Genomic DNA, 18,362 nt, shown 5'->3' on the forward strand with positions numbered 1-18,362 from the left:
ACGTTCAACCGAGGGGCGCCCCGCCGCCGCAACGCCAGGCCCCACGGCCGCGCCCACTCCTCCCCTCCCGGCCCCCTCGGCGCACCCCCGGTACGAACACCCGCAGGTGCCCACCCATCGGACACCGCGACCGGCTCTCGCGACGACGCATATCCTGGTGCCCGTCGGACAGCGCGGTCCGCACCGTCAGCCGTTCCCTGCCAAGGAGCCGCACCTGTGAGCAGCGCCGACACCATGCCCGATCCCACCGGTCCCGCCGCCGACAACGCCGCCCTGCGCGCCGACATCCGCCGCCTGGGAGAGCTGCTCGGCGAAACCCTGGTCCGCCAGGAAGGCCAGGAACTGCTCGACCTGGTCGAACGCGTACGGGCCCTGACCCGCAGCGACGGCGAGGCCGCCGCCCGGCTGCTGGGCGAGACCGACCTGCCCACCGCCACGAAGCTGGTACGCGCCTTCTCCACCTACTTCCACCTGGCCAACATCACCGAGCAGGTGCACCGCGGCCGTGAACTACGCGCCCGCCGCGCCGCCGAAGGCGGCCTGCTGGCCCGCACCGCCGACCAGCTCAAGGACGCCGACCGCGAGCACCTGAAGGAAACCGTCCGCCACCTCGGCGTACGCCCGGTCTTCACCGCCCACCCCACCGAGGCGGCCCGCCGCAGCGTGCTGAACAAGCTGCGCCGCATCGCCGAACTCCTCGACGCCCGCGCCACGCCCGGCGGCGACCACCGCCGCCACGACCTGCGGCTGGCCGAGAGCATCGACCTGCTGTGGCAGACCGACGAACTGCGCGTGGCCCGCCCGGAACCCGCCGACGAGGCCCGCAACGCCGTCTACTACCTCGACGAACTCTTCCAGGGCGCCGCCAGCGACGTACTGGAGGACCTCGCCGCCGAACTGCAACGCGTCGGCGCCCCACTGCCGCCCGACACCCGGCCGCTCACCTTCGGCACCTGGATCGGCGGCGACCGAGACGGCAACCCCAACGTCACCCCCCAGGTCACCTGGGAGGTCCTGCTCCTCCAGCACGAGCACGGCATCAACGACGCCCTCGCGCTCATCGACGAACTGCGCGCCGCCCTGTCCAACTCCATCCGCAACTGCGGCGCCAGCGAGGAACTGCTCGCCTCGCTCGACCAGGACCTCGCCAACCTCCCCGAGATCAGCCCCCGCTACAAGCGGCTCAACGCCGAGGAGCCCTACCGGCTCAAGGCCACCTGCGTCCGCCAGAAGCTCATCAACACCCGCGAACGCCTCGCCGCCGGAACACCGCACACCCCCGGCCGCGACTACCTCGGCACCGGCGAACTCCTCAGCGACCTGGCCCTGTTGCAGGACTCCCTACGCGCCCACCGCGGCGGCCTGATCGCCGACGGCCGCGTGGAGAGCGCCCTGCGCACCATCGCCGCCTTCGGCCTGCAACTGGCCACCATGGACATCCGCGAGCACGCCGACGCCCACCACCACGCCCTCGGCCAACTCTTCGACCGCCTCGGCGAAGAATCCTGGCGCTACGCCGACATGCCCCGCGACTACCGGCGCAAGCTGCTCGCCAAGGAACTGCGCTCCCGCCGACCGCTCGCCCCCACCCCCGCCCCCATGGACCCGGCGGGCGCCAAGACCCTCGGCGTCTTCCACACCATCCGCGAAGCCTTCGAACGCTTCGGCCCCGAAGTCGTCGAGTCCTACATCATCTCCATGTGCCAGGGCGCCGACGACGTGTTCGCCGCCGCCGTCCTCGCCCGCGAAGCAGGGCTGATCGACCTGCACGCCGGCATCGCCCGGATCGGCATCGTGCCGCTGCTGGAGACCACCGAAGAACTCCAGCAGGCCGACCGCATCCTCGACGAGATGCTCGCCGACCCCTCCTACCGCAAGCTCGTCTCACTGCGCGGAGACGTCCAGGAGGTCATGCTCGGCTACTCCGACTCCTCGAAGTTCGGCGGCATCACCACCAGCCAGTGGGAAATCCACCGCGCCCAACGCCGACTGCGCGACGTCGCCCACCGCTACGGCGTACGCCTGCGCCTCTTCCACGGCCGCGGCGGCACCGTCGGCCGCGGCGGCGGCCCCACCCACGAAGCGATCCTCGCCCAACCCTGGGGCACCCTCGAAGGCGAGATCAAGGTCACCGAACAGGGCGAAGTCATCTCCGACAAGTACCTGATCCCCTCCCTCGCCCGGGAGAACCTCGAACTCACCGTCGCCGCCACCTTGCAGGCCTCCGCCCTGCACACCGCACCCCGCCAGTCCGAAGACGCCCTGGCCCGCTGGGACGCCGCGATGGACCACATCTCCTCCGCCGCCCACGCCGCGTACCGCAGGCTCGTCGAAGACCCCGACCTGCCCGCCTACTTCTTCGCCTCCACCCCCGTCGACCAACTCGCCGAACTCCACCTCGGCTCCCGCCCCTCCCGCCGCCCCGACTCCGGCGCGGGGCTCGACGGACTCCGCGCCATCCCCTGGGTGTTCGGCTGGACCCAGTCCCGGCAGATCGTCCCCGGCTGGTTCGGCGTCGGCTCCGGCCTCAAGGCCGCCCGCGAAGCAGGCCTGGACACCACCCTCGACGAAATGCGGCAACACTGGCACTTCTTCCGCAACTTCCTGTCCAACGTCGAAATGACACTGGCCAAGACCGACCTGCGGATCGCCCGCCACTACGTCGACACCCTCGTCCCCGACCACCTCAAGCACGTCTTCGCCACCATCGAAGCCGAACACGACCTCACCCAACGCGAAGTCCTACGCCTCACCGGCGAAGCCGAACTCCTCGACAACAACCCGGTGTTGAAGCAGACCTTCCGCGTCCGCGATGCCTACCTGGACCCCATCTCCTACCTCCAGGTCGCACTCCTGCACCGGCAACGCCAAGCCGCCGCCGAAGGCCAGCAACCCGACCCCGCCCTCGCCCGCGCCCTGCTGCTCACCGTCAACGGCGTCGCCGCCGGACTGCGCAATACCGGCTGACCCCACCGGCCTTCGCCCCCACCCCGGGGGCGAAGGCCACCAGCCGTCAACCGTTGTACGTACTCTGCGCCCGCTCCAACCCCTCGGCCATCAACGCCTCCACCGCGTCCGCCGAACGATCCACGAACCAGCCCAACTCCTTGCGCTCCGCCGAGGAGAAATCCCGCAACACAAAAGTCGCCACCTCCATCCGGCCCGGCGGACGACCGATCCCACACCGCACCCGCAGATAATCCGGACCCAACGACTTCGTGATCGACTTCAACCCGTTGTGACCGTTGTCGCCGCCACCCCGCTTCAACCGCAACGTGGCATAGTCGATGTCCAACTCGTCATGAACGACGATGATCCGCTCCAGCGGCACCTTGTAGAAATCACGCAGCGCCACCACCGGCCCACCCGACAGATTCATGAACGACATCGGCTTGGCCAACACCAGCCGCTGACCGCTGATCCGCCCCTCCGCCACCTGCGCCCGGGCCTTGTGCGCCTTGAACCGGCTCCCCATCCGATCAGCCAGCAAATCCGCCACCATGAAACCGATGTTGTGGCGATTGCCCGCGTACTCCTGCCCCGGATTACCCAGACCCACCACCAGCCACGGCCCCTCAGGGACACCCTGCGCTGCGCTCATGCTCACCTCTCCTCGAACGTACCGCAAAGCGAACCGCCGCCCGGCAAAAGCCGGACGGCGGTTCACACAAAAGCCCTCGGGGCTCAGCCCTCCGCACCCTCAGCGGCGGCCTCATCCGCGGCGGCCTCAACCTGGCCCGCCAGCACCTGCAGCACCACGGCGTCCGCGTCAACAGCCAGCACGACGCCCTGCGGCAGCACGACATCCTTCGCCAGCACCGACGCACCGGCCTCCAGGCCCGCCACCGAAACCGACACCGACTCCGGAATGTGCGTGGCCTCGGCCTCCACCGGAAGCGCGTTCAGCACGTGCTCCAGCAGGTTGTTACCCGGCGCCAGCTCACCCTCGACGTGAATCGGCACCTCAACGGAGACCTTCTCGCCCCGCTTGACCTGCAGCAGGTCAACGTGCTCCAGGAAACCCTTGATCGGGTCCTTCTGCACAGCCTTCGGAATCACCAGCTCCGACGTGCCGTCGACATCCAGGCTGATCAGAACGTTCGGGGTCTTCAACGCCAGCATCAGCTCATGACCCGGCAGCGTCACATGCACCGGAGCGGCACCGTGACCGTAGATCACACCCGGAACCCGGCCCTCACGACGGGCACGGCGCGCGGAACCCTTACCGAACTCCGAGCGCAGCTGCGCGGGAATCTTCACCTCAGACATGTCGGCACTCCTCGTGGACGACGGATACGGAAATCTGCCGCTCGGTCCACGACGGACCAGCCTCGAAAAATCGAAAGCGCGTCGATAACGGAGACCAACAAAACGGCCTCCCTCGCCGAGCAACCCGAGGAGTCTACCCGGCGGGGAGGCCGCCAACGAAATCAGCCGCTACGCGACTCAGTGAGCGTCGTTGAACAGGCTCGTCACCGAACCGTCCTCGAACACCTCACGGATCGCACTCGCGATCATCGGCGCGATCGACAACACCGTGATCTTGTCCAGCTCCAACTCACCCGGCGTCGGCAAAGTGTCCGTGAAGACGAACTCACTCACCTTCGAGTTCTTCAAACGATCGGCAGCCGGACCCGACAGCACACCATGCGTCGCCGTCACGATCACATCCTCCGCGCCGTTCGCGAACAGCGCGTCCGCCGCGGCACAGATCGTGCCACCCGTGTCGATCATGTCATCGACCAGAACACAGATCCGGCCCTTCACATCACCGACCACCTCATGCACCGTGACCTGGTTCGCCACATCCGGATCACGCCGCTTGTGCACGATCGCCAGCGGCGCACCCAACCGGTCACACCACCGGTCAGCCACCCGCACCCGCCCCGCGTCCGGCGACACCACCGTCAGCTTGGAACGGTCCACCTTCGCACCCACGTAGTCCGCCAACAGCGGCAACGCGAACAAATGGTCCACCGGACCATCGAAGAAACCCTGAATCTGATCGGTGTGCAGATCCACCGTCAAGATCCGGTCAGCACCCGCCGTCTTCATCAGATCAGCCATCAACCGCGCCGAGATCGGCTCACGACCACGGTGCTTCTTGTCCTGACGGGCATACCCGTAGAACGGCACCACCACCGTGATGCGCTTCGCGGACGCCCGCTTCAACGCATCGATCATGATCAACTGTTCCATGATCCACTTGTTGATCGGAGCAGGATGGCTCTGGATCACAAACGCATCCGACCCACGCGCCGACTCCTCGAAGCGCACGTAGATCTCACCGTTAGCAAAATCGAAGGCCTTGGTCGGCACCAACTGAGCCCCCAGCTGGTGCGCCACCTCCTCCGCCAGCTCGGGGTGGGCGCGGCCGGAGAAGAGCATCAACTTCTTCTCACCGGTCGTCTTGATCCCGGTCACTGCACCGTCTCCTTGATGACTTCGACTGGTGTTCGACGCAGCTTCGCCCACTCGACGGGAAGCTGGCGGAAATTGTGTGCACTCATACGGTACGCCCCCACCGGCACCCCCGTGCACCGGCGAGACCACCATCACGCACCCTGATCCGACTCCCCAGCAGCCCGCTCAGCCGCCTGCGCGGCCGCACTCCCCGGACGCTTACGGACCACCCAGCCCTCGATGTTCCGCTGCTGACCACGGGCAACAGCCAACGCACCAGCCGGAACATCCTTCACGATCACCGACCCCGCCGCCGTATACACCCCATCCCCCACCGTGACCGGCGCCACGAACATGTTGTCCGCACCCGTCCGGCAGTAACTGCCGACCGTCGTGTGGTGCTTACGCTCCCCGTCATAGTTCACGAACACACTCGCCGCCCCGATGTTCGTGTACTCACCGATCGTGGCATCCCCCACATACGAAAGATGCGGCACCTTCGTACCCTCGCCCACCACGGCGTTCTTCATCTCCACGTACGTACCCGCCTTGCTCCGCGACCCCAACACCGTCCCCGGCCGCAGATACGCAAACGGACCCACACTCGCCCCCGCACCGATCTCGGCACCCTCACACACCGCCTTGACCACCCGGGCGTCCTCACCGACCACCGTGTCCGTCAACACGCAGTCCGGACCCACCTCGGCACCCGCCGCCAACCGCGTCACACCATGCAACTGCGTCCCCGGAAGCACCACCGAATCCGGCTCGAACTCCACCGACACATCCACCCACGTCGACGCCGGATCCACCACCGTCACACCAGCCAACATCGCCGCCGTCAGCACCCGGTCGTTCAACAACCGACGCGCCTCAGCCAACTGCACCCGGTTGTTGATCCCCAGAATCTCCCGATGATCCGCCGCCACAGCCGCACCCACCCGATGACCAGCCGCCCGCAGAATCGCCAACGTGTCCGTGAGGTACTCCTCACCCTGCGCGTTGTCCGTCGTCACCTTCGACAACGCCTCACCCAGCAGCTTCGCGTCGAACGCGAACACCCCCGAATTGATCTCGCGGATCGCCCGCTGCTCCTCGGAGGCGTCCTTCTGCTCCACGATCGCCGCCACCGCGCCGCCACCGTCCCGCACGATCCGGCCATAACCGGTGGCGTCCGGCACCTCGGCGGTCAACACGGTCACCGCGTTGCCGTCACCCTCGTGCGCCGCGGCCAGGGTGCGCAGCGTGTCCGCGGTCAGCAGCGGAGTGTCACCACAGGTGATGATCACCGTCCCGTCGAGCACCACGCCCTGCTCGGCCAGCGACTCAAGCGCGGTGCGCACCGCGTTGCCGGTGCCCTTCTGCTCGACCTGCACGGCGGTGCGGATCGCCGGGTCCATCTCGGCGAGGTGCGCGGTGACCTGCTCGCGGGCGTGGCCGACGACCACGATGAGCTGCTCGGGCGCGAGCTCCCGCGCGGCGGCGACGACATGGCCGACCAGGGACCGCCCACCGATCTCGTGCAGGACCTTGGGCGTGGCCGACTTCATACGGGTGCCCTCACCCGCGGCGAGGACGACAACGGCAGCCGGACGGATGGGGCTCACGGGGTGGCTCCTCGGCGTTTGGGGGGTGGACACCCGCAGGATACCGAGGGGTCGGGGCTGTGACATGCGGACGGGTCCCGACCTGGCGGTCAGGACCCGTCACCATAAGGTTGCTCCGCCGCGAGGATTCGAACCTCGACCTAACGACTCCAAAGGTCGCCGTGCTGCCATTACACTACGGCGGAATATTCGTCAAGCGGTCGAGTTCAACTCGCGCCGCTCGCTGCCCAATACTATGCCGTACCACCAGCCCTCGATGCGACGGTATAGATCAGCTCCGCGTCTCACCCGGACCACCAGGCAGCCGTGGTAGCCCTCACCGACGTTCTTACGGACCGTCTTGGGGTTGTGCTTCTTCAGCGTGGTCCTTTGGAGCGCGCTCACGTCCACCCCCACAAGGTCAGCCCAGTAACCCTCAGCTCCCGCTACATCCGCCGTCTCGTGGATCATCACGCGGTACTGGATGCGATCCGGCTCAACGCCGAGCAGAGCCAGCCAGGCGAGGAAGACCCGGATCACGCCCGGGTCCTGATTACAGAAGATGACCGTCTCCCGCAAACTGTGCGGCTTGCTCTTGCATCCTTCGGACCAGTACAGCGCGACACCCGCGATGAACAGATCCCGGTCCGTCATCTGTCGCGTCTCAGCCACCGCAGCCGCCTTCGTCTGCTCCCGCAGGAACGCCATCTTCCTACGATGCGGCTCCCACCGCGCCTCCCGCATGCGTCGCATCCGCTCCGGCGACGGCTGCGGCTTCGGCAGATCTCGCACCCACAACGACACCGAACTCTTCGACACCCCCAACTCCGCGACGATCTCGTCGTACGTCTTTCCCGCGAGCCGCAACTCCCTTGCTCGCACCTGTAGTTCGTGCTTTGCAGCGGTCATGAACCGAGCATGCATTCGAACCCGGCATTCACCCAAGCAGTTCGAACCTCGATCACCCGATCGAGCGTTTTCCCCCACCCAGGCGTGACCCGCACACGCTCGCTTCGCGGGAAGTTCTTTCGTTCGGCCCCTTGAAGGCCACCCGTAGCGGGCAGATTCCCCCAGTGGTCGGGTGCGCGGTTCTGTGCCGTGCCGCACACCCCTGCCATACTTACGATGCCGTAGGTTACGGTCCCGTAGCTCCGTAACCGTTCTCCCACCCCCGAGGGACATTTATGACCACACAGCCGGACGTGATCACCGAGTCCAGGGAGCCCGGGCCTGACGAGGGACGGCCGCTTGCCACGCTCGGCGGTGACAGCAAGCGGTCGATCGAGCAGGTCGCCCTGGGGCTGTTCATCGGCGTGCCGTTCGTGGCGTTGCTGGCGGCGATTCCGTTCGCCTGGGGCTGGGGGATGAGCTGGCTGGACCTGGGCCTGATGGTGGGGATGTACTTCCTGGGCTGTCATGGCATCACGGTGGGTTTCCACCGGTACTTCACGCATGGTTCGTTCAAGGCGAACCGGCCGTTGCGTATCGCGTTGGCGATCGCTGGGTCGTTGGCGGTGGAGGGGCCGGTGGTGCGGTGGGTGGCGGACCATCGTCGGCATCACAAGTTCTCGGACGCGGAGGGGGATCCGCATTCGCCGTGGCGTTATGGCGAGTCGGTTCCGGCCTTGTTGAAGGGGCTGTGGTGGGCGCACATGGGGTGGATGTTCGATGAGGAGCAGACGCCGCAGCACAAGTTCGCTCCGGATTTGATCAAGGATCCGGTGATTCGCGCGATTTCCCGGCAGTTCGTGTGGTGGACGACGGTTTCGTTGCTGTTCCCGCCGTTGGTCGGTGGGTTGGTGACGATGTCGTGGTGGGGGGCGTTCACGGCGTTCTTCTGGGGTTCGTTGGTGCGGGTGGCGTTGCTGCACCATGTGACGTGGTCGATCAACTCGATCTGTCATGCGGTGGGTAAGCGGCCGTTCAGGTCGCGGGACCGGTCGGGGAACGTGTGGTGGCTGGCGGTGTTGTCGTGTGGTGAGTCGTGGCACAACCTGCATCACGCGGATCCGACGTGTGCGCGGCATGGTGTGTTGCGGGGGCAGGTTGATTCGAGTGCGCGGATCATCCGGTGGTTCGAGTTGCTGGGTTGGGTTTCTGATGTGCGGTGGCCGAGTTCGGAGCGGATCGCTGCCCGGCGTAAGGATGAGGTCGCCAAGGCGGCATGATGAGTGCTGTGGGGAGCGAGAGCAGCACTGGTGGCGAGGTCAAGGGCGCGGGTAGGTCGGCGGCCGGGTCGGCTCGGCGTGGTCGTCGGGTGCGGATGACGGGTGCGGAGCGTCGCGAGCAGCTTTTGGACATTGGTCGGGCGTTGTTCGCGGAGCGTGGTTTCGAGGGCACGTCGGTGGAGGAGATCGCGCATCAGGCGGGGGTTTCCAAGCCGGTGGTGTATGAGCATTTCGGTGGTAAGGAAGGCCTGTACGCGGTTGTGGTTGACCGTGAGATGCGGGTTTTGCTCGATATGGTGACGAGTGCGTTGACCGGTGGTCATCCGCGGGAGTTGCTTGAGCAGGCGGCGTTTGCGTTGCTGGATTACATCGAGCAGTCGACCGATGGTTTCCGTATTTTGGTGCGGGATTCTCCGGTGGCGCAGTCGACGGGTACGTTCGCGTCGTTGATCAGTGATATTGCGACGCAGGTCGAGGATATTTTGGGGTTGGAGTTCAGGCAGCGCGGTTTTGATTCGAAGCTGGCGCCGATGTATGCGCAGGCGTTGGTGGGGATGGTGGCGCTGACGGGTCAGTGGTGGCTGGATGCGCGGCGGCCGAAGAAGGCGGACGTGGCTGCGCATTTGGTGAATCTGGCGTGGAACGGGTTGTCGGGCCTGGAGCCCAGGCCGCGGTTGATAGGTCACCGTAAGGCGTAGTCGGTGCCGTGTGGGTGGGCTCCAGGCGGGGTGTGGGGGGCGGTTGTTGGTGGCGGGGTTCAGCTCTTCTTAGTGGCGACGGCGAAGATGCGGCGGAAGGGGAAGGCCGTTCCGCGGGGTCCTGTGGGGTATGCCTTGCGGAGTAGGTCGCGGTATTGGGCGATGAATTCGTCGCGGGTGGCCGGGTCGTCTTCGAGTGCGGTGAGGATGGGGCGTAGGGCGGTGCCCTTTGTCCATTCGAGTACGGGGTCTTCGCCGGGGAGTAGTTGGACGTAGGTGGTTTCCCAGGCGTCGACGGTGCAGTCGAGGGTGTCGAAGAGTTCGAGGTATCCGGCGGGTTCCAAGATGTGTACGTAGCCGCGTCCGTGTCCGGCGAGTTTGGCGCGCCATTGGGGGGCGTCGCAGAGTTCGGCGAGGAGTGCGTGGCTGGGTGAGGTGAAGTTGCCGGGTACTTGTAGTGCGAGGGTGCCGCCGGGGGTGAGGGCGTCGATCCAGGTGGGGATCATGTCGGGGTGGTTGGGGACCCATTGGAGGGCGGCGTTGGAGACGATGAGGTCGTAGGTGGTGTCGGGGGTCCAGGTGGCGGCGTCGGCGGGTTGGAATTGGATGCTGCCGCCGCCGGGGGTGGGTCCGGCGTATTCCTGGGCGGCTTCGAGCATGTGGGGTGAGCTGTCGAGGCCGGTGATGCGGGCGTTGGGCCAGCGGTCGGCGAGTATGGCGGTGACGTTGCCGGGGCCGCAGCCGAGGTCGGCGATGTGGGCGGGGTTGTGGGGGAGTTCGGGGATGCGGTTGAGGAGGTCGTGGAAGGGCCGGGTGCGGTGTCCGGCGTGGCGTAGGTACTGCTGTGGATCCCAGGTCGCCTGGTGCATTGCGGATCCCCTTTGGAGAGGTGCGTGTTCGGTGCGAGAGACGCAGGGTGTCTCTCGTGGCCGAGATTGCCCAGGCGACCCGTTTTCTATTCTCTTGACATCAAGAGACTTCACGTCGACACAACCACTACACTGATCGGTATGGAGGACGAGGTCGATCGGCTGGTTGCTGCGTGGCGTCGTGAGCGCCCTGACCTCGACGTGGAGCCGCTGGAGGTACTCAGCCGGGTGAGTCGGCTGGCGCGGCATCTGGACCGGGCGCGGCGGCTGGCGTTCGCCGAGCACGGGCTGGAGCCGTGGGAGTTCGACGTGCTCACCTCGCTGCGCCGGGCCGGGGCGCCGTACCAGTTGTCACCTGGGCAGTTGCTCACGCAGACGTTGGTGACGTCGGGGACGATGACCAATCGCATCGACCGGCTGGCCAAGAAGGGCCTGGTGGAGCGGCTGCCGGATCCCAGTGACCGGCGTGGGGTGCTGGTGCGGCTGACGGTCGACGGGCAGCGGCAGGCGGATGAGGCGCTGGCGGCGTTGTTGGCGCAGGAGCGGGCGATCCTGAGCGAGTTGTCGCCGCAGCAGCGCGGTGAACTGGCGGGTCTGCTGCGGCAGTTGACGGCTCCGTTCGACAACTTCCCCAGTTGACGGGGCTTTTCGGTTAAGCGACCGCTTTGCGGTGGTGCTGGTTGGTCGGGTCAGGCGGATTTGCCGCTGCCCGCGGGTACGGCGAGGTCGGCGGGGCCGACTCCGGCGCGCCGGGCGAGGGCGACGGCGGCCAGGGTGGAGTGGACGCCGAGCTTTCCCAGCACGTTCTGCATGTGGGTGCGCACGGTGTGGGGGGACAGGTAGAGGCGTTCCGCGACGGCTTTTCGGCCGAGCCCGGCGACCATGCAGCGCAGGACTTCCTGTTCGCGCGGGGTGAGGGACTCCACGAGCCGTTCGCTTTCCGTGCGGTGGCGGCGGGCGGTGGTCAACTCGCGCAGGACGCCGGTGAGCAGTGCGGGGGGCAGGTGGGTCTCGTCGCGCAGGACGCCGCGTACCACGGTGAGCAGGCGGGACAGGGAGCTGTCCTTGGCCACCCAGCCGCAGGCGCCCGCCTGCAGGGCGCGGGCGGCGCGGCGCGGGTCGTCGTGCCCGGCGAGGACCACGGTGCGGGTGCCGGGGTGGTGGGCGCGGACCCTTTCGACCAGGGCGATACCGTCGTGCGGGTCGGCGCCGGCGGGGGGCGTGGGCCGCTGGTCCCGGGGTTCGGGGCCGCGCTGTACCGGGACCTGGGGGGCGGGCGGCCTGCCCGTCTGGTGGCCCGGGGTGGCCGGTGGACCTGCGGTGTCGCCGAGGTCGGCGTCGACCAGCAGTACGTCGTACCGCCTGCCGTCGGCGGCCGCGCGTTCCAGGCAGCGTTGGGCGGCCGGGGCGCTGCCCGCGGCGGAGACGTCCACATCGGGTTCGGCCGCGAGCGCGGCGGCGAGCGACTCGGCGAAGATGCGGTGGTCGTCGACGACCAGTACGCGAATGCGGGCCACGCGATCACTCTCCCCCTTGGCAGGTGGCGGACGGGCGCGGGTCGGCACCTTCGCCGCGGGCACCGTTCCGCAGCCGCGCGACCGCCGTCGTGCGGTGCTGCCTACCCCGGCCGCGGGCGCCGTACCCGCGGTCCTCGCCCCCTGATCGGTACCGGCCCCCACCGGCACCAGGAAAAGCGTAGGGGGAATCACTGACATTCGGGGCCGGAATGCCGAACTCGGGCGGGTGACGGTTGCTTTTGGCGTGAAGGGGCGTGAAGTACGGAGCGTTTGAGGGCATGTTGCGCGGCCCGTCGCCGCCCGTACGCGTGTGCCCGTGACGGCATTCGGCCACCGGGTCGCCGAGGGGGCGCACTGTGGCGCGGCGACGGGGCGCGTGCGGCGGTCGCCAGGGGCGCGTACGGCGGATTCACGCTCGGCCAATGACGCGGTGCGCGGCGTGCGGCGGTGGCCGCACACCGCGTTGGGCGCCCCAACTCCCTTACGGGAGACGGAGTTTCGGGAGCGGCGTCAGACGAGGCGGCGCGCGCCCGCGCTCGGGACGGCGGTGAACACCCGTGGCGGAAGGTGGCCCGCGGCGGCGAAGGCGGCGGTGACCGCCTCGCTGACCTTGTCGGCGGTGGCCTCCTCGACCAGGGCGATCGCCGAGCCGCCGAAGCCACCGCCGGTCATCCGGGCGCCCAGCGCGCCGCAGGACAGCGCGGTGTCCACGGCCAGGTCCAACTCGGCGCAGGAGACGCGGAAGTCGTCGCGCAGCGAGGCGTGCCCGGCGGTCAGCAGCGGCCCGATGGCGCGGGTGCGGCCCGCTTCCAGGTGGGCGACGACCTGCGCGACGCGGTGGTTCTCGGTGACGACGTGCCGTACCAGGCGCCGCTGTTCCTCGTCGGCCAACCGTCCGAGGGCCGTGTGGAGTTCGCCGTACGGGATGTCGCGCAGCGCCACCACGTCCAGGTCCGCGGCGGCCTGCTCGCAGCCGCGTCGCCGGTCGCCGTAGGCGCCGTCGCTGTGGGCGTGTTCGACGCGGGTGTCGATGACGAGCAGCCGCAGCCCCTCGGCGGCCAGGTCGAAGGGGATCTGCCGCTGCGACAGGTCGCGGGTGTCCAGGTACAGGGCGTGGCCCGGCTGGCAGCAGGCGGCGGCGGTCTGGTCCATGATGCCGGTGGGGGCGCCGACGAACACGTTCTCGGCGCGCTGGCACAGCCGCGCCAACTGCCAGCCGGGCAGGTTGAGTTCGTGCAGGTCGGACAGGGCCAGTGCGGTGACGATCTCCAGTGCGGCGGAGGAGGACAGACCGGCGCCGACCGGGACGGTGCTGTCGTAGTGGATGTCGGCGCCGGTGATCGGGTGGCCCGCGCCGCGCAGCGCCCACACCACACCGGCCGGGTAGGCCGTCCAGCCGGTGACGGCGCCGGGTTCGAGGTCGGCGACGGGTAGTTCGGCGACCGGTGTGGACGGTTCGTTGGCGGTGTGCAGGCGCAGCAGGCCGTCGGTGCGGCGGGTGACGGCGGCGGTGGTGGTGTGCGGCAGGGCGAGGGGCATCACCAGGCCGTCGTTGTAGTCGGTGTGTTCGCCGATGAGGTTGACGCGTCCGGGGGCGGCCCAGACCCCTTCCGGGTCGGTCTGGTACACCCTGCGGAACTCGGTGTGCGTCACGGTTGGTGCTCCTTCGCGAACTCCCACGCGTCGCGGACGATCGAGGCGAGGTCGGTGCGGGACGGTTTCCAGCCCAGCCGGGTGCGGGCGCGTTCGGCCGAGGCGACGAGTACCGCCGGGTCGCCCGCCCGGCGGGGCGCGACGGCTTCGGGGATCGGGTGTCCGGTGATCTTGCGTACGGTGTCGATGACTTCGCGGACGGAGAAGCCGTTGCCGTTGCCGAGGTTACAGACGAGGTGCTCACCGCGCTGGACCGATCCGCCCAACGCGGCGTCGAGCGCCAGCAGATGGGCTTCGGCGAGGTCGGCGACATGGATGTAGTCGCGCACGCAGGTGCCGTCCGGGGTGGGGTAGTCGTCGCCGTAGACGGAGATGGACTCGCGTGCGCCCAGGGCGACGCGCAGGACCAGCGGGATCAGGTGTGACTCGGGGTCGTGCCGCTCTCCGTACCGGCCGTGGGCGCCCGCGACGTTGAAGTAGCGCAGGGATACGGCGGCCAGGCCGTGGGCGGCGCATTCGGCGCCGATCATCTGGTCGACGGCGAGTTTCGAGGCGCCGTAGGGGCTGGTGGGGACGGTCGGGTCGGTCTCGGTGATGGGGGTGCGGGTGGGTTCGCCGTAGGTGGCGGCGGTGGAGGAGAAGACGAGGGTGCGCACGCCCGCGTCGCGCATGGCGTCCAGCAGGTCGAGGGTGCCGCCGACGTTGTTGCGCCAGTACTTCTCGGGGTGCGCGACGGACTCGCCGACCTGGGAGTAGGCGGCGAAGTGCAGTACGGCGTCGTAGGTGGGGTCCAGGACGCGGGCGGCGTCCTGGACGCGGCCCTCGATGAACTCGGCGGCCTCGGGGACGGCCTGGCGGTGGCCGGTGGACAGGTCGTCGAGGACGACGACGTGGCGTCCGGCCTCGATCAGGTGCGCGGCGACCACGCTGCCGATGTAGCCCGCTCCGCCGGTGACGAGAACCTTGCTGGTCACTGCTGTTGCCCTGCCTTCTTGTGCTGGCCGTGGTGGCCGCGGTGTTCCTGGGTGGCGATCTCGCGCAGCCGGGCGGCGGCGGCCTCCGGGGGGACGTCGTTGATGAACACGTTCATGCCGGACTCCGAACCGGCCAGGAACTTCAGCTTGCCGGAAGTGCGGCGGATGGTGAAAAGCTCGAGGTGGAGGGCGAAGTCGCGGCGGTCGGCGTGCTGGACGGGCGCCTGGTGCCAGGCGGAGATGTACGGGGTGGGGGGCTCGCCGGTGCCGAAGATCCGGTCGAAGCGGCGCAGCAGTTCCAGGTACAGGTGCGGGAACTCGGCGCGGGCGGCCTCGTCGAGGCCGAGCAGGTCGGGGACGCGGCGGTTGGGGTAGAGGTGCACCTCGTACGGCCAGTGCGCGGCGTGCGGGACGAACGCGGTCCAGTGGTCGCCGGTGAGCACCACGCGGGTGCCGTCGGCGCGTTCGGCGGCGAGCACGTCGTCGAAGAGGTTGCGGCCGCCGGTGCGTTCCCGGTGGGCGGCCAGGCTGTGCAGGGTGCGGGCGGTGCGGGGGGTGGTGAAGGGGTAGGCGTAGATCTGGCCGTGCGGGTGGCTGAGGGTGACGCCGATCTCCCGGCCGCGGTTTTCGAAGCAGAACACCTGCTGGACGCCCGGGAGTTGGGACAGCTCGGCGGTGCGGTCGGTCCAGGCGTCGAGGACGAGCCGGGCCTGGTCGGGGGTGAGGTCGGCGAAGGAGGCGTCGTGGTCGGGGGTGAAGCAGACCACCTCGCAGCGTCCGGCGCCGGGGCGGTGGGCGAGCAGGCCGTCGGGGGCGTCGGCGGTGAGCGGGCCGGGGCCGCCGGTCAGTGAGGGGAAGCGGTTCTCGAAGACGACCACGTCGTAGTCGGCGGCCGGGATCTCACTGTGCCGTCCGTCCCGTGAGGGGCACAGCGGGCAGGCGTCGGCGGGCGGGTGGTAGGTGCGGGTCTGCCGGTGGGAGGCGATGGCGACCCACTCGTCCAGCAGCGGGTCGTGGCGGATCTCGGAGGCGGTGGTGGTGGGCTCCAGCGGGCGCTGGTCGACGGCGTCGCGCACCACGTCGTCGCGGGCGTCGTAGTGGACCAGTTCACGACCGTCGGCGAGCAGGGTCGTCGTCTTCTTCACCCGAAGACTCCTCCATCAACAAAATCAAACACAATGCAGCATCACCCAACAGCACCGACCGCGTCAACGCAAGGGCGGGCGGCGCCGGGCGCAGCCCTGGCGCACGCGGGAAGCGAAACCGGCGACCCTCTGGCCCACAACCCCTAGAAGGAGGCGCTCGCTCAACGAGCCCGGGGAAACCGGCGGCGAAGCCCCTGACCTACCCCTCGGCGGCAGGCGTTCGATCACGATCCAACAAAGAACTTCACCAGGCCTGTTCATTTTCCAAACATCCGGCGTTACGTTCAGGCGACTTCGTCCATCCACCCGCCCGCCAGAAGCGAGACCACCTATGCCAGCGAGACCACCTCTGCCATACCTGGCCGATGGGCTTCGGCTCCCCACCAACGGACTGGACTACGCGATCCTGGTGATCTACTTCGCCGTGGTCCTCGGCATCGGTTTCGCTGCCAAACGCAGCGTGAAGACCAGCCTTGACTTCTTCCTGTCCGGACGCTCCCTGCCCGCCTGGGTCACCGGCCTGGCGTTCGTCGCCGCCAACCTCGGCGCCACCGAGATCCTGGGCATGGCCGCCAACGGCGCGCAGTACGGCGTCTACACCGTGCACTGGTACTGGATCGGCGCGATACCGGCGATGGTCTTCCTCGGCCTGGTGATGATGCCGTTCTACTACGGCTCCAAGGTGCGCTCGGTGCCGGAGTTCCTGCTGCACCGCTTCGACCCCAAGGCGCACCTGCTCAGCTCGGTGCTGTTCGCGCTGTCCGCGGTGCTGATCGCGGGCGTCAACCTGTACGCCATGGCGATCGTGGTGCAGGCGCTGCTGGGCTGGCCGACCTGGGTGGCGATCCTGGTCGCCGGGCTGTTCGTGCTGGTCTACATCACCGTCGGCGGGCTGTCCTCGGCGATCTACAACGAGGTGCTGCAGTTCTTCGTGATCCTCGCCGCGCTGATCCCGCTGGTGGTCGTCGGCCTCAAGCGGGTCGGCGGCTGGCACGGCCTGACCACCACCTTGGACCACACCCGCGGCCATGACTTCATGACCGCCTGGGGCGGCACCGGCATCGGCCACGCCAACCCCCTGGGCGCCAACTGGCTGACCATCGTGCTGGGGCTCGGCTTCGTGCTCAGCTTCGGCTACTGGACCACCAACTTCGCCGAGGTGCAGCGGGCGTTGTCCGCCAAGAACCTCTCCGCCGCCAAGCGCACGCCGCTGATCGCGGCCTTCCCCAAGGTGCTGATCGTCTTCGGCGTGCTGATACCCGGGCTGATCGCGGCGGCCATCGTGCCGAAGATCGGCACACCCGGTTCGTCGCTGACCTACAACGACGCCATCCCGCTCCTGATGCAGGACCTGCTGCCCAACGGTGTGCTGGGCATCGCGGTGACCGGACTGCTGGCCGCGTTCATGGCGGGCATGGCGGCCAACGTCTCCTCGTTCAACACCGTGTTCACCAACGACATCTGGTCGCGGTACGTCAAGCGCGGTCAGTCCGACGCCTACTACCTGCGGTTCGGCCGGATCATCACCGTGCTCGGGGTGCTGGCCAGCATCGGCACCGCGTTCCTGGCCTCCAGCTTCAGCAACATCATGGCCTACCTGCAGACGCTGTTCTCGTTCTTCAACGTGCCGCTGTTCGTGGTCTTCATCATCGGCATGTTCTGGAAGCGGACCACCGCGCAGGCCGGGTTCTGGGGGCTGCTGGCGGGCACCGTGGCCGCGATGGTCAACTACTTCTACATCTACAAGCAGCACGTCATCGCCATCCCCAGCGACCAGGGCGCCAACTTCGTCTCCGCGATCGTCGGCTTCGTCGCCGGAGCGGTGGTCATGGTGGCGGTCAGCGTGGTCACCAGGCCCAAGCCCGTCGAGGAGCTCGCCGGGCTGGTGTACGGCACCCGTTCGCCAGGCATGGAGGAGCCGCCAGCCGCCGGGGACGAGGCCTGGTACCGCAGGCCCGCCCTACTGGGCACCGCCGCGCTGGTCATCGCCGCGGCGCTGTACGTCCCGTTCTCGTTCTAGGTTCTCCAGGAGCGCAGCATCATGAGTGACTACCAGCACGAGGTCGAGGAACTGGAGCGCCGGTCCGCCACCGCGGCGCGGCTGTTCGACATACGGGGCATCATCGGCGGACTGTTCGTGGTCTACGGGGCGATCGTGACCATCGCCGGGATCACCGCGTCCGACGCGGACCTGCGCAAGGCGCAGGGCATCAACATCAACCTGTGGACCGGGGTCGGCATGCTGGTGCTCGGCGCGGCCTTCCTGGTCTGGCTCCGGCTCAACCCAACGTCCCCGCCCGCGCGGCAGGCGGAGGACGGGGAGTAGGGCTGCCGCCCGGCGGAGCATTC

General features: G+C 68.4%; 16 protein-coding genes and 1 tRNA gene. 6 read left to right on the forward strand and 11 right to left on the reverse strand.

Features of this window, described 5'->3' with window-relative positions:
• Positions 1-234 precede the first annotated feature (234 nt).
• The gene (gene ppc / locus NON19_RS09310) at positions 235-2,967 is read left to right on the forward strand and encodes a phosphoenolpyruvate carboxylase (protein WP_255926503.1); all 2,733 of its coding nucleotides are present in this window, start codon (positions 235-237) and stop codon (positions 2,965-2,967) included.
• 46 nt (positions 2,968-3,013) lie between these two features.
• Here ppc and pth read toward each other — a convergent pair whose 3' ends face one another.
• The 6 genes from pth to NON19_RS09340 all read right to left on the reverse strand — a co-directional run bounded on the left by pth (position 3,014) and on the right by NON19_RS09340 (position 7,898).
• Positions 3,014-3,601 (reverse strand): aminoacyl-tRNA hydrolase, encoded by a 588-nt coding sequence (gene pth, locus NON19_RS09315; protein ID WP_255926505.1) that lies wholly within the window; start codon positions 3,599-3,601, stop codon positions 3,014-3,016.
• An 83-nt stretch (positions 3,602-3,684) separates the two neighbouring features.
• Positions 3,685-4,269 carry a 50S ribosomal protein L25/general stress protein Ctc gene (locus tag NON19_RS09320; RefSeq protein ID WP_255926230.1) on the reverse strand — a complete coding sequence of 195 codons (585 nt, stop codon included), beginning with the start codon at positions 4,267-4,269 and terminating at the stop codon, positions 3,685-3,687.
• A 177-nt stretch (positions 4,270-4,446) separates the two neighbouring features.
• Positions 4,447-5,424, reverse strand: a complete 978-nt coding sequence (locus NON19_RS09325) for a ribose-phosphate diphosphokinase (protein ID WP_255926231.1) — start codon at positions 5,422-5,424, stop codon at positions 4,447-4,449.
• 131 nt (positions 5,425-5,555) lie between these two features.
• The gene (glmU, locus tag NON19_RS09330) at positions 5,556-7,010 is read right to left on the reverse strand and encodes a bifunctional UDP-N-acetylglucosamine diphosphorylase/glucosamine-1-phosphate N-acetyltransferase GlmU (RefSeq protein WP_255926232.1); all 1,455 of its coding nucleotides are present in this window, start codon (positions 7,008-7,010) and stop codon (positions 5,556-5,558) included.
• 113 nt (positions 7,011-7,123) lie between these two features.
• Positions 7,124-7,195, reverse strand: a tRNA-Gln gene (locus NON19_RS09335).
• Between the two features lie 7 nt (positions 7,196-7,202).
• Entirely contained in the window at positions 7,203-7,898 is a 696-nt protein-coding gene (locus NON19_RS09340; RefSeq protein ID WP_255926233.1) for a hypothetical protein, read from the reverse strand.
• Between the two features lie 275 nt (positions 7,899-8,173).
• On the opposite strand from NON19_RS09340, the gene NON19_RS09345 reads away from it, so the two are divergent.
• Complete coding sequence (locus NON19_RS09345; protein ID WP_255926234.1) at positions 8,174-9,157, forward strand: acyl-CoA desaturase; 984 nt, start codon at positions 8,174-8,176, stop codon at positions 9,155-9,157.
• A 95-nt stretch (positions 9,158-9,252) separates the two neighbouring features.
• Positions 9,253-9,855 (forward strand): TetR family transcriptional regulator, encoded by a 603-nt coding sequence (locus NON19_RS09350; protein WP_308213667.1) that lies wholly within the window; start codon positions 9,253-9,255, stop codon positions 9,853-9,855.
• A 59-nt stretch (positions 9,856-9,914) separates the two neighbouring features.
• Here NON19_RS09350 and NON19_RS09355 read toward each other — a convergent pair whose 3' ends face one another.
• Positions 9,915-10,724 carry a trans-aconitate 2-methyltransferase gene (locus NON19_RS09355; RefSeq protein ID WP_255926236.1) on the reverse strand — a complete coding sequence of 270 codons (810 nt, stop codon included), beginning with the start codon at positions 10,722-10,724 and terminating at the stop codon, positions 9,915-9,917.
• A 141-nt stretch (positions 10,725-10,865) separates the two neighbouring features.
• On the opposite strand from NON19_RS09355, the gene NON19_RS09360 reads away from it, so the two are divergent.
• Complete coding sequence (locus NON19_RS09360; protein ID WP_255926237.1) at positions 10,866-11,363, forward strand: MarR family winged helix-turn-helix transcriptional regulator; 498 nt, start codon at positions 10,866-10,868, stop codon at positions 11,361-11,363.
• 50 nt (positions 11,364-11,413) lie between these two features.
• Here the strand turns inward: NON19_RS09360 and NON19_RS09365 are convergent, their stop codons facing one another.
• From NON19_RS09365 to galT, 4 genes are all read right to left on the reverse strand, one after another.
• The gene (locus tag NON19_RS09365) at positions 11,414-12,241 is read right to left on the reverse strand and encodes a LuxR C-terminal-related transcriptional regulator (protein WP_255926238.1); all 828 of its coding nucleotides are present in this window, start codon (positions 12,239-12,241) and stop codon (positions 11,414-11,416) included.
• Positions 12,242-12,751: 510 nt separating this feature from the next.
• On the reverse strand, positions 12,752-13,894 hold the full coding sequence (galK, locus tag NON19_RS09370; protein WP_255926239.1) for a galactokinase: 1,143 nt from the start codon (positions 13,892-13,894) through the stop codon (positions 12,752-12,754).
• Entirely contained in the window at positions 13,891-14,868 is a 978-nt protein-coding gene (galE, locus tag NON19_RS09375) for a UDP-glucose 4-epimerase GalE (RefSeq protein WP_255926240.1), read from the reverse strand. Before galE ends, galK begins: the two co-directional genes overlap by 4 nt.
• Entirely contained in the window at positions 14,865-16,013 is a 1,149-nt protein-coding gene (gene galT, locus NON19_RS09380; RefSeq protein ID WP_255926241.1) for a galactose-1-phosphate uridylyltransferase, read from the reverse strand. Before galT ends, galE begins: the two co-directional genes overlap by 4 nt.
• Before the next feature lie 331 nt (positions 16,014-16,344).
• Between galT and NON19_RS09385 the strand changes: the two genes are divergently transcribed.
• Both NON19_RS09385 and NON19_RS09390 read left to right on the forward strand, forming a co-directional pair.
• Positions 16,345-18,033 carry a sodium:solute symporter family protein gene (locus NON19_RS09385; protein ID WP_255926242.1) on the forward strand — a complete coding sequence of 563 codons (1,689 nt, stop codon included), beginning with the start codon at positions 16,345-16,347 and terminating at the stop codon, positions 18,031-18,033.
• 21 nt (positions 18,034-18,054) lie between these two features.
• The gene (locus NON19_RS09390; RefSeq protein WP_255926243.1) at positions 18,055-18,339 is read left to right on the forward strand and encodes a hypothetical protein; all 285 of its coding nucleotides are present in this window, start codon (positions 18,055-18,057) and stop codon (positions 18,337-18,339) included.
• Positions 18,340-18,362 lie beyond the last annotated feature (23 nt).

The organism is Streptantibioticus rubrisoli (assembly GCF_024436055.1).
In the GTDB taxonomy this organism is placed as follows: Bacteria; Actinomycetota; Actinomycetes; order Streptomycetales; family Streptomycetaceae; genus Streptantibioticus_A; species Streptantibioticus_A rubrisoli.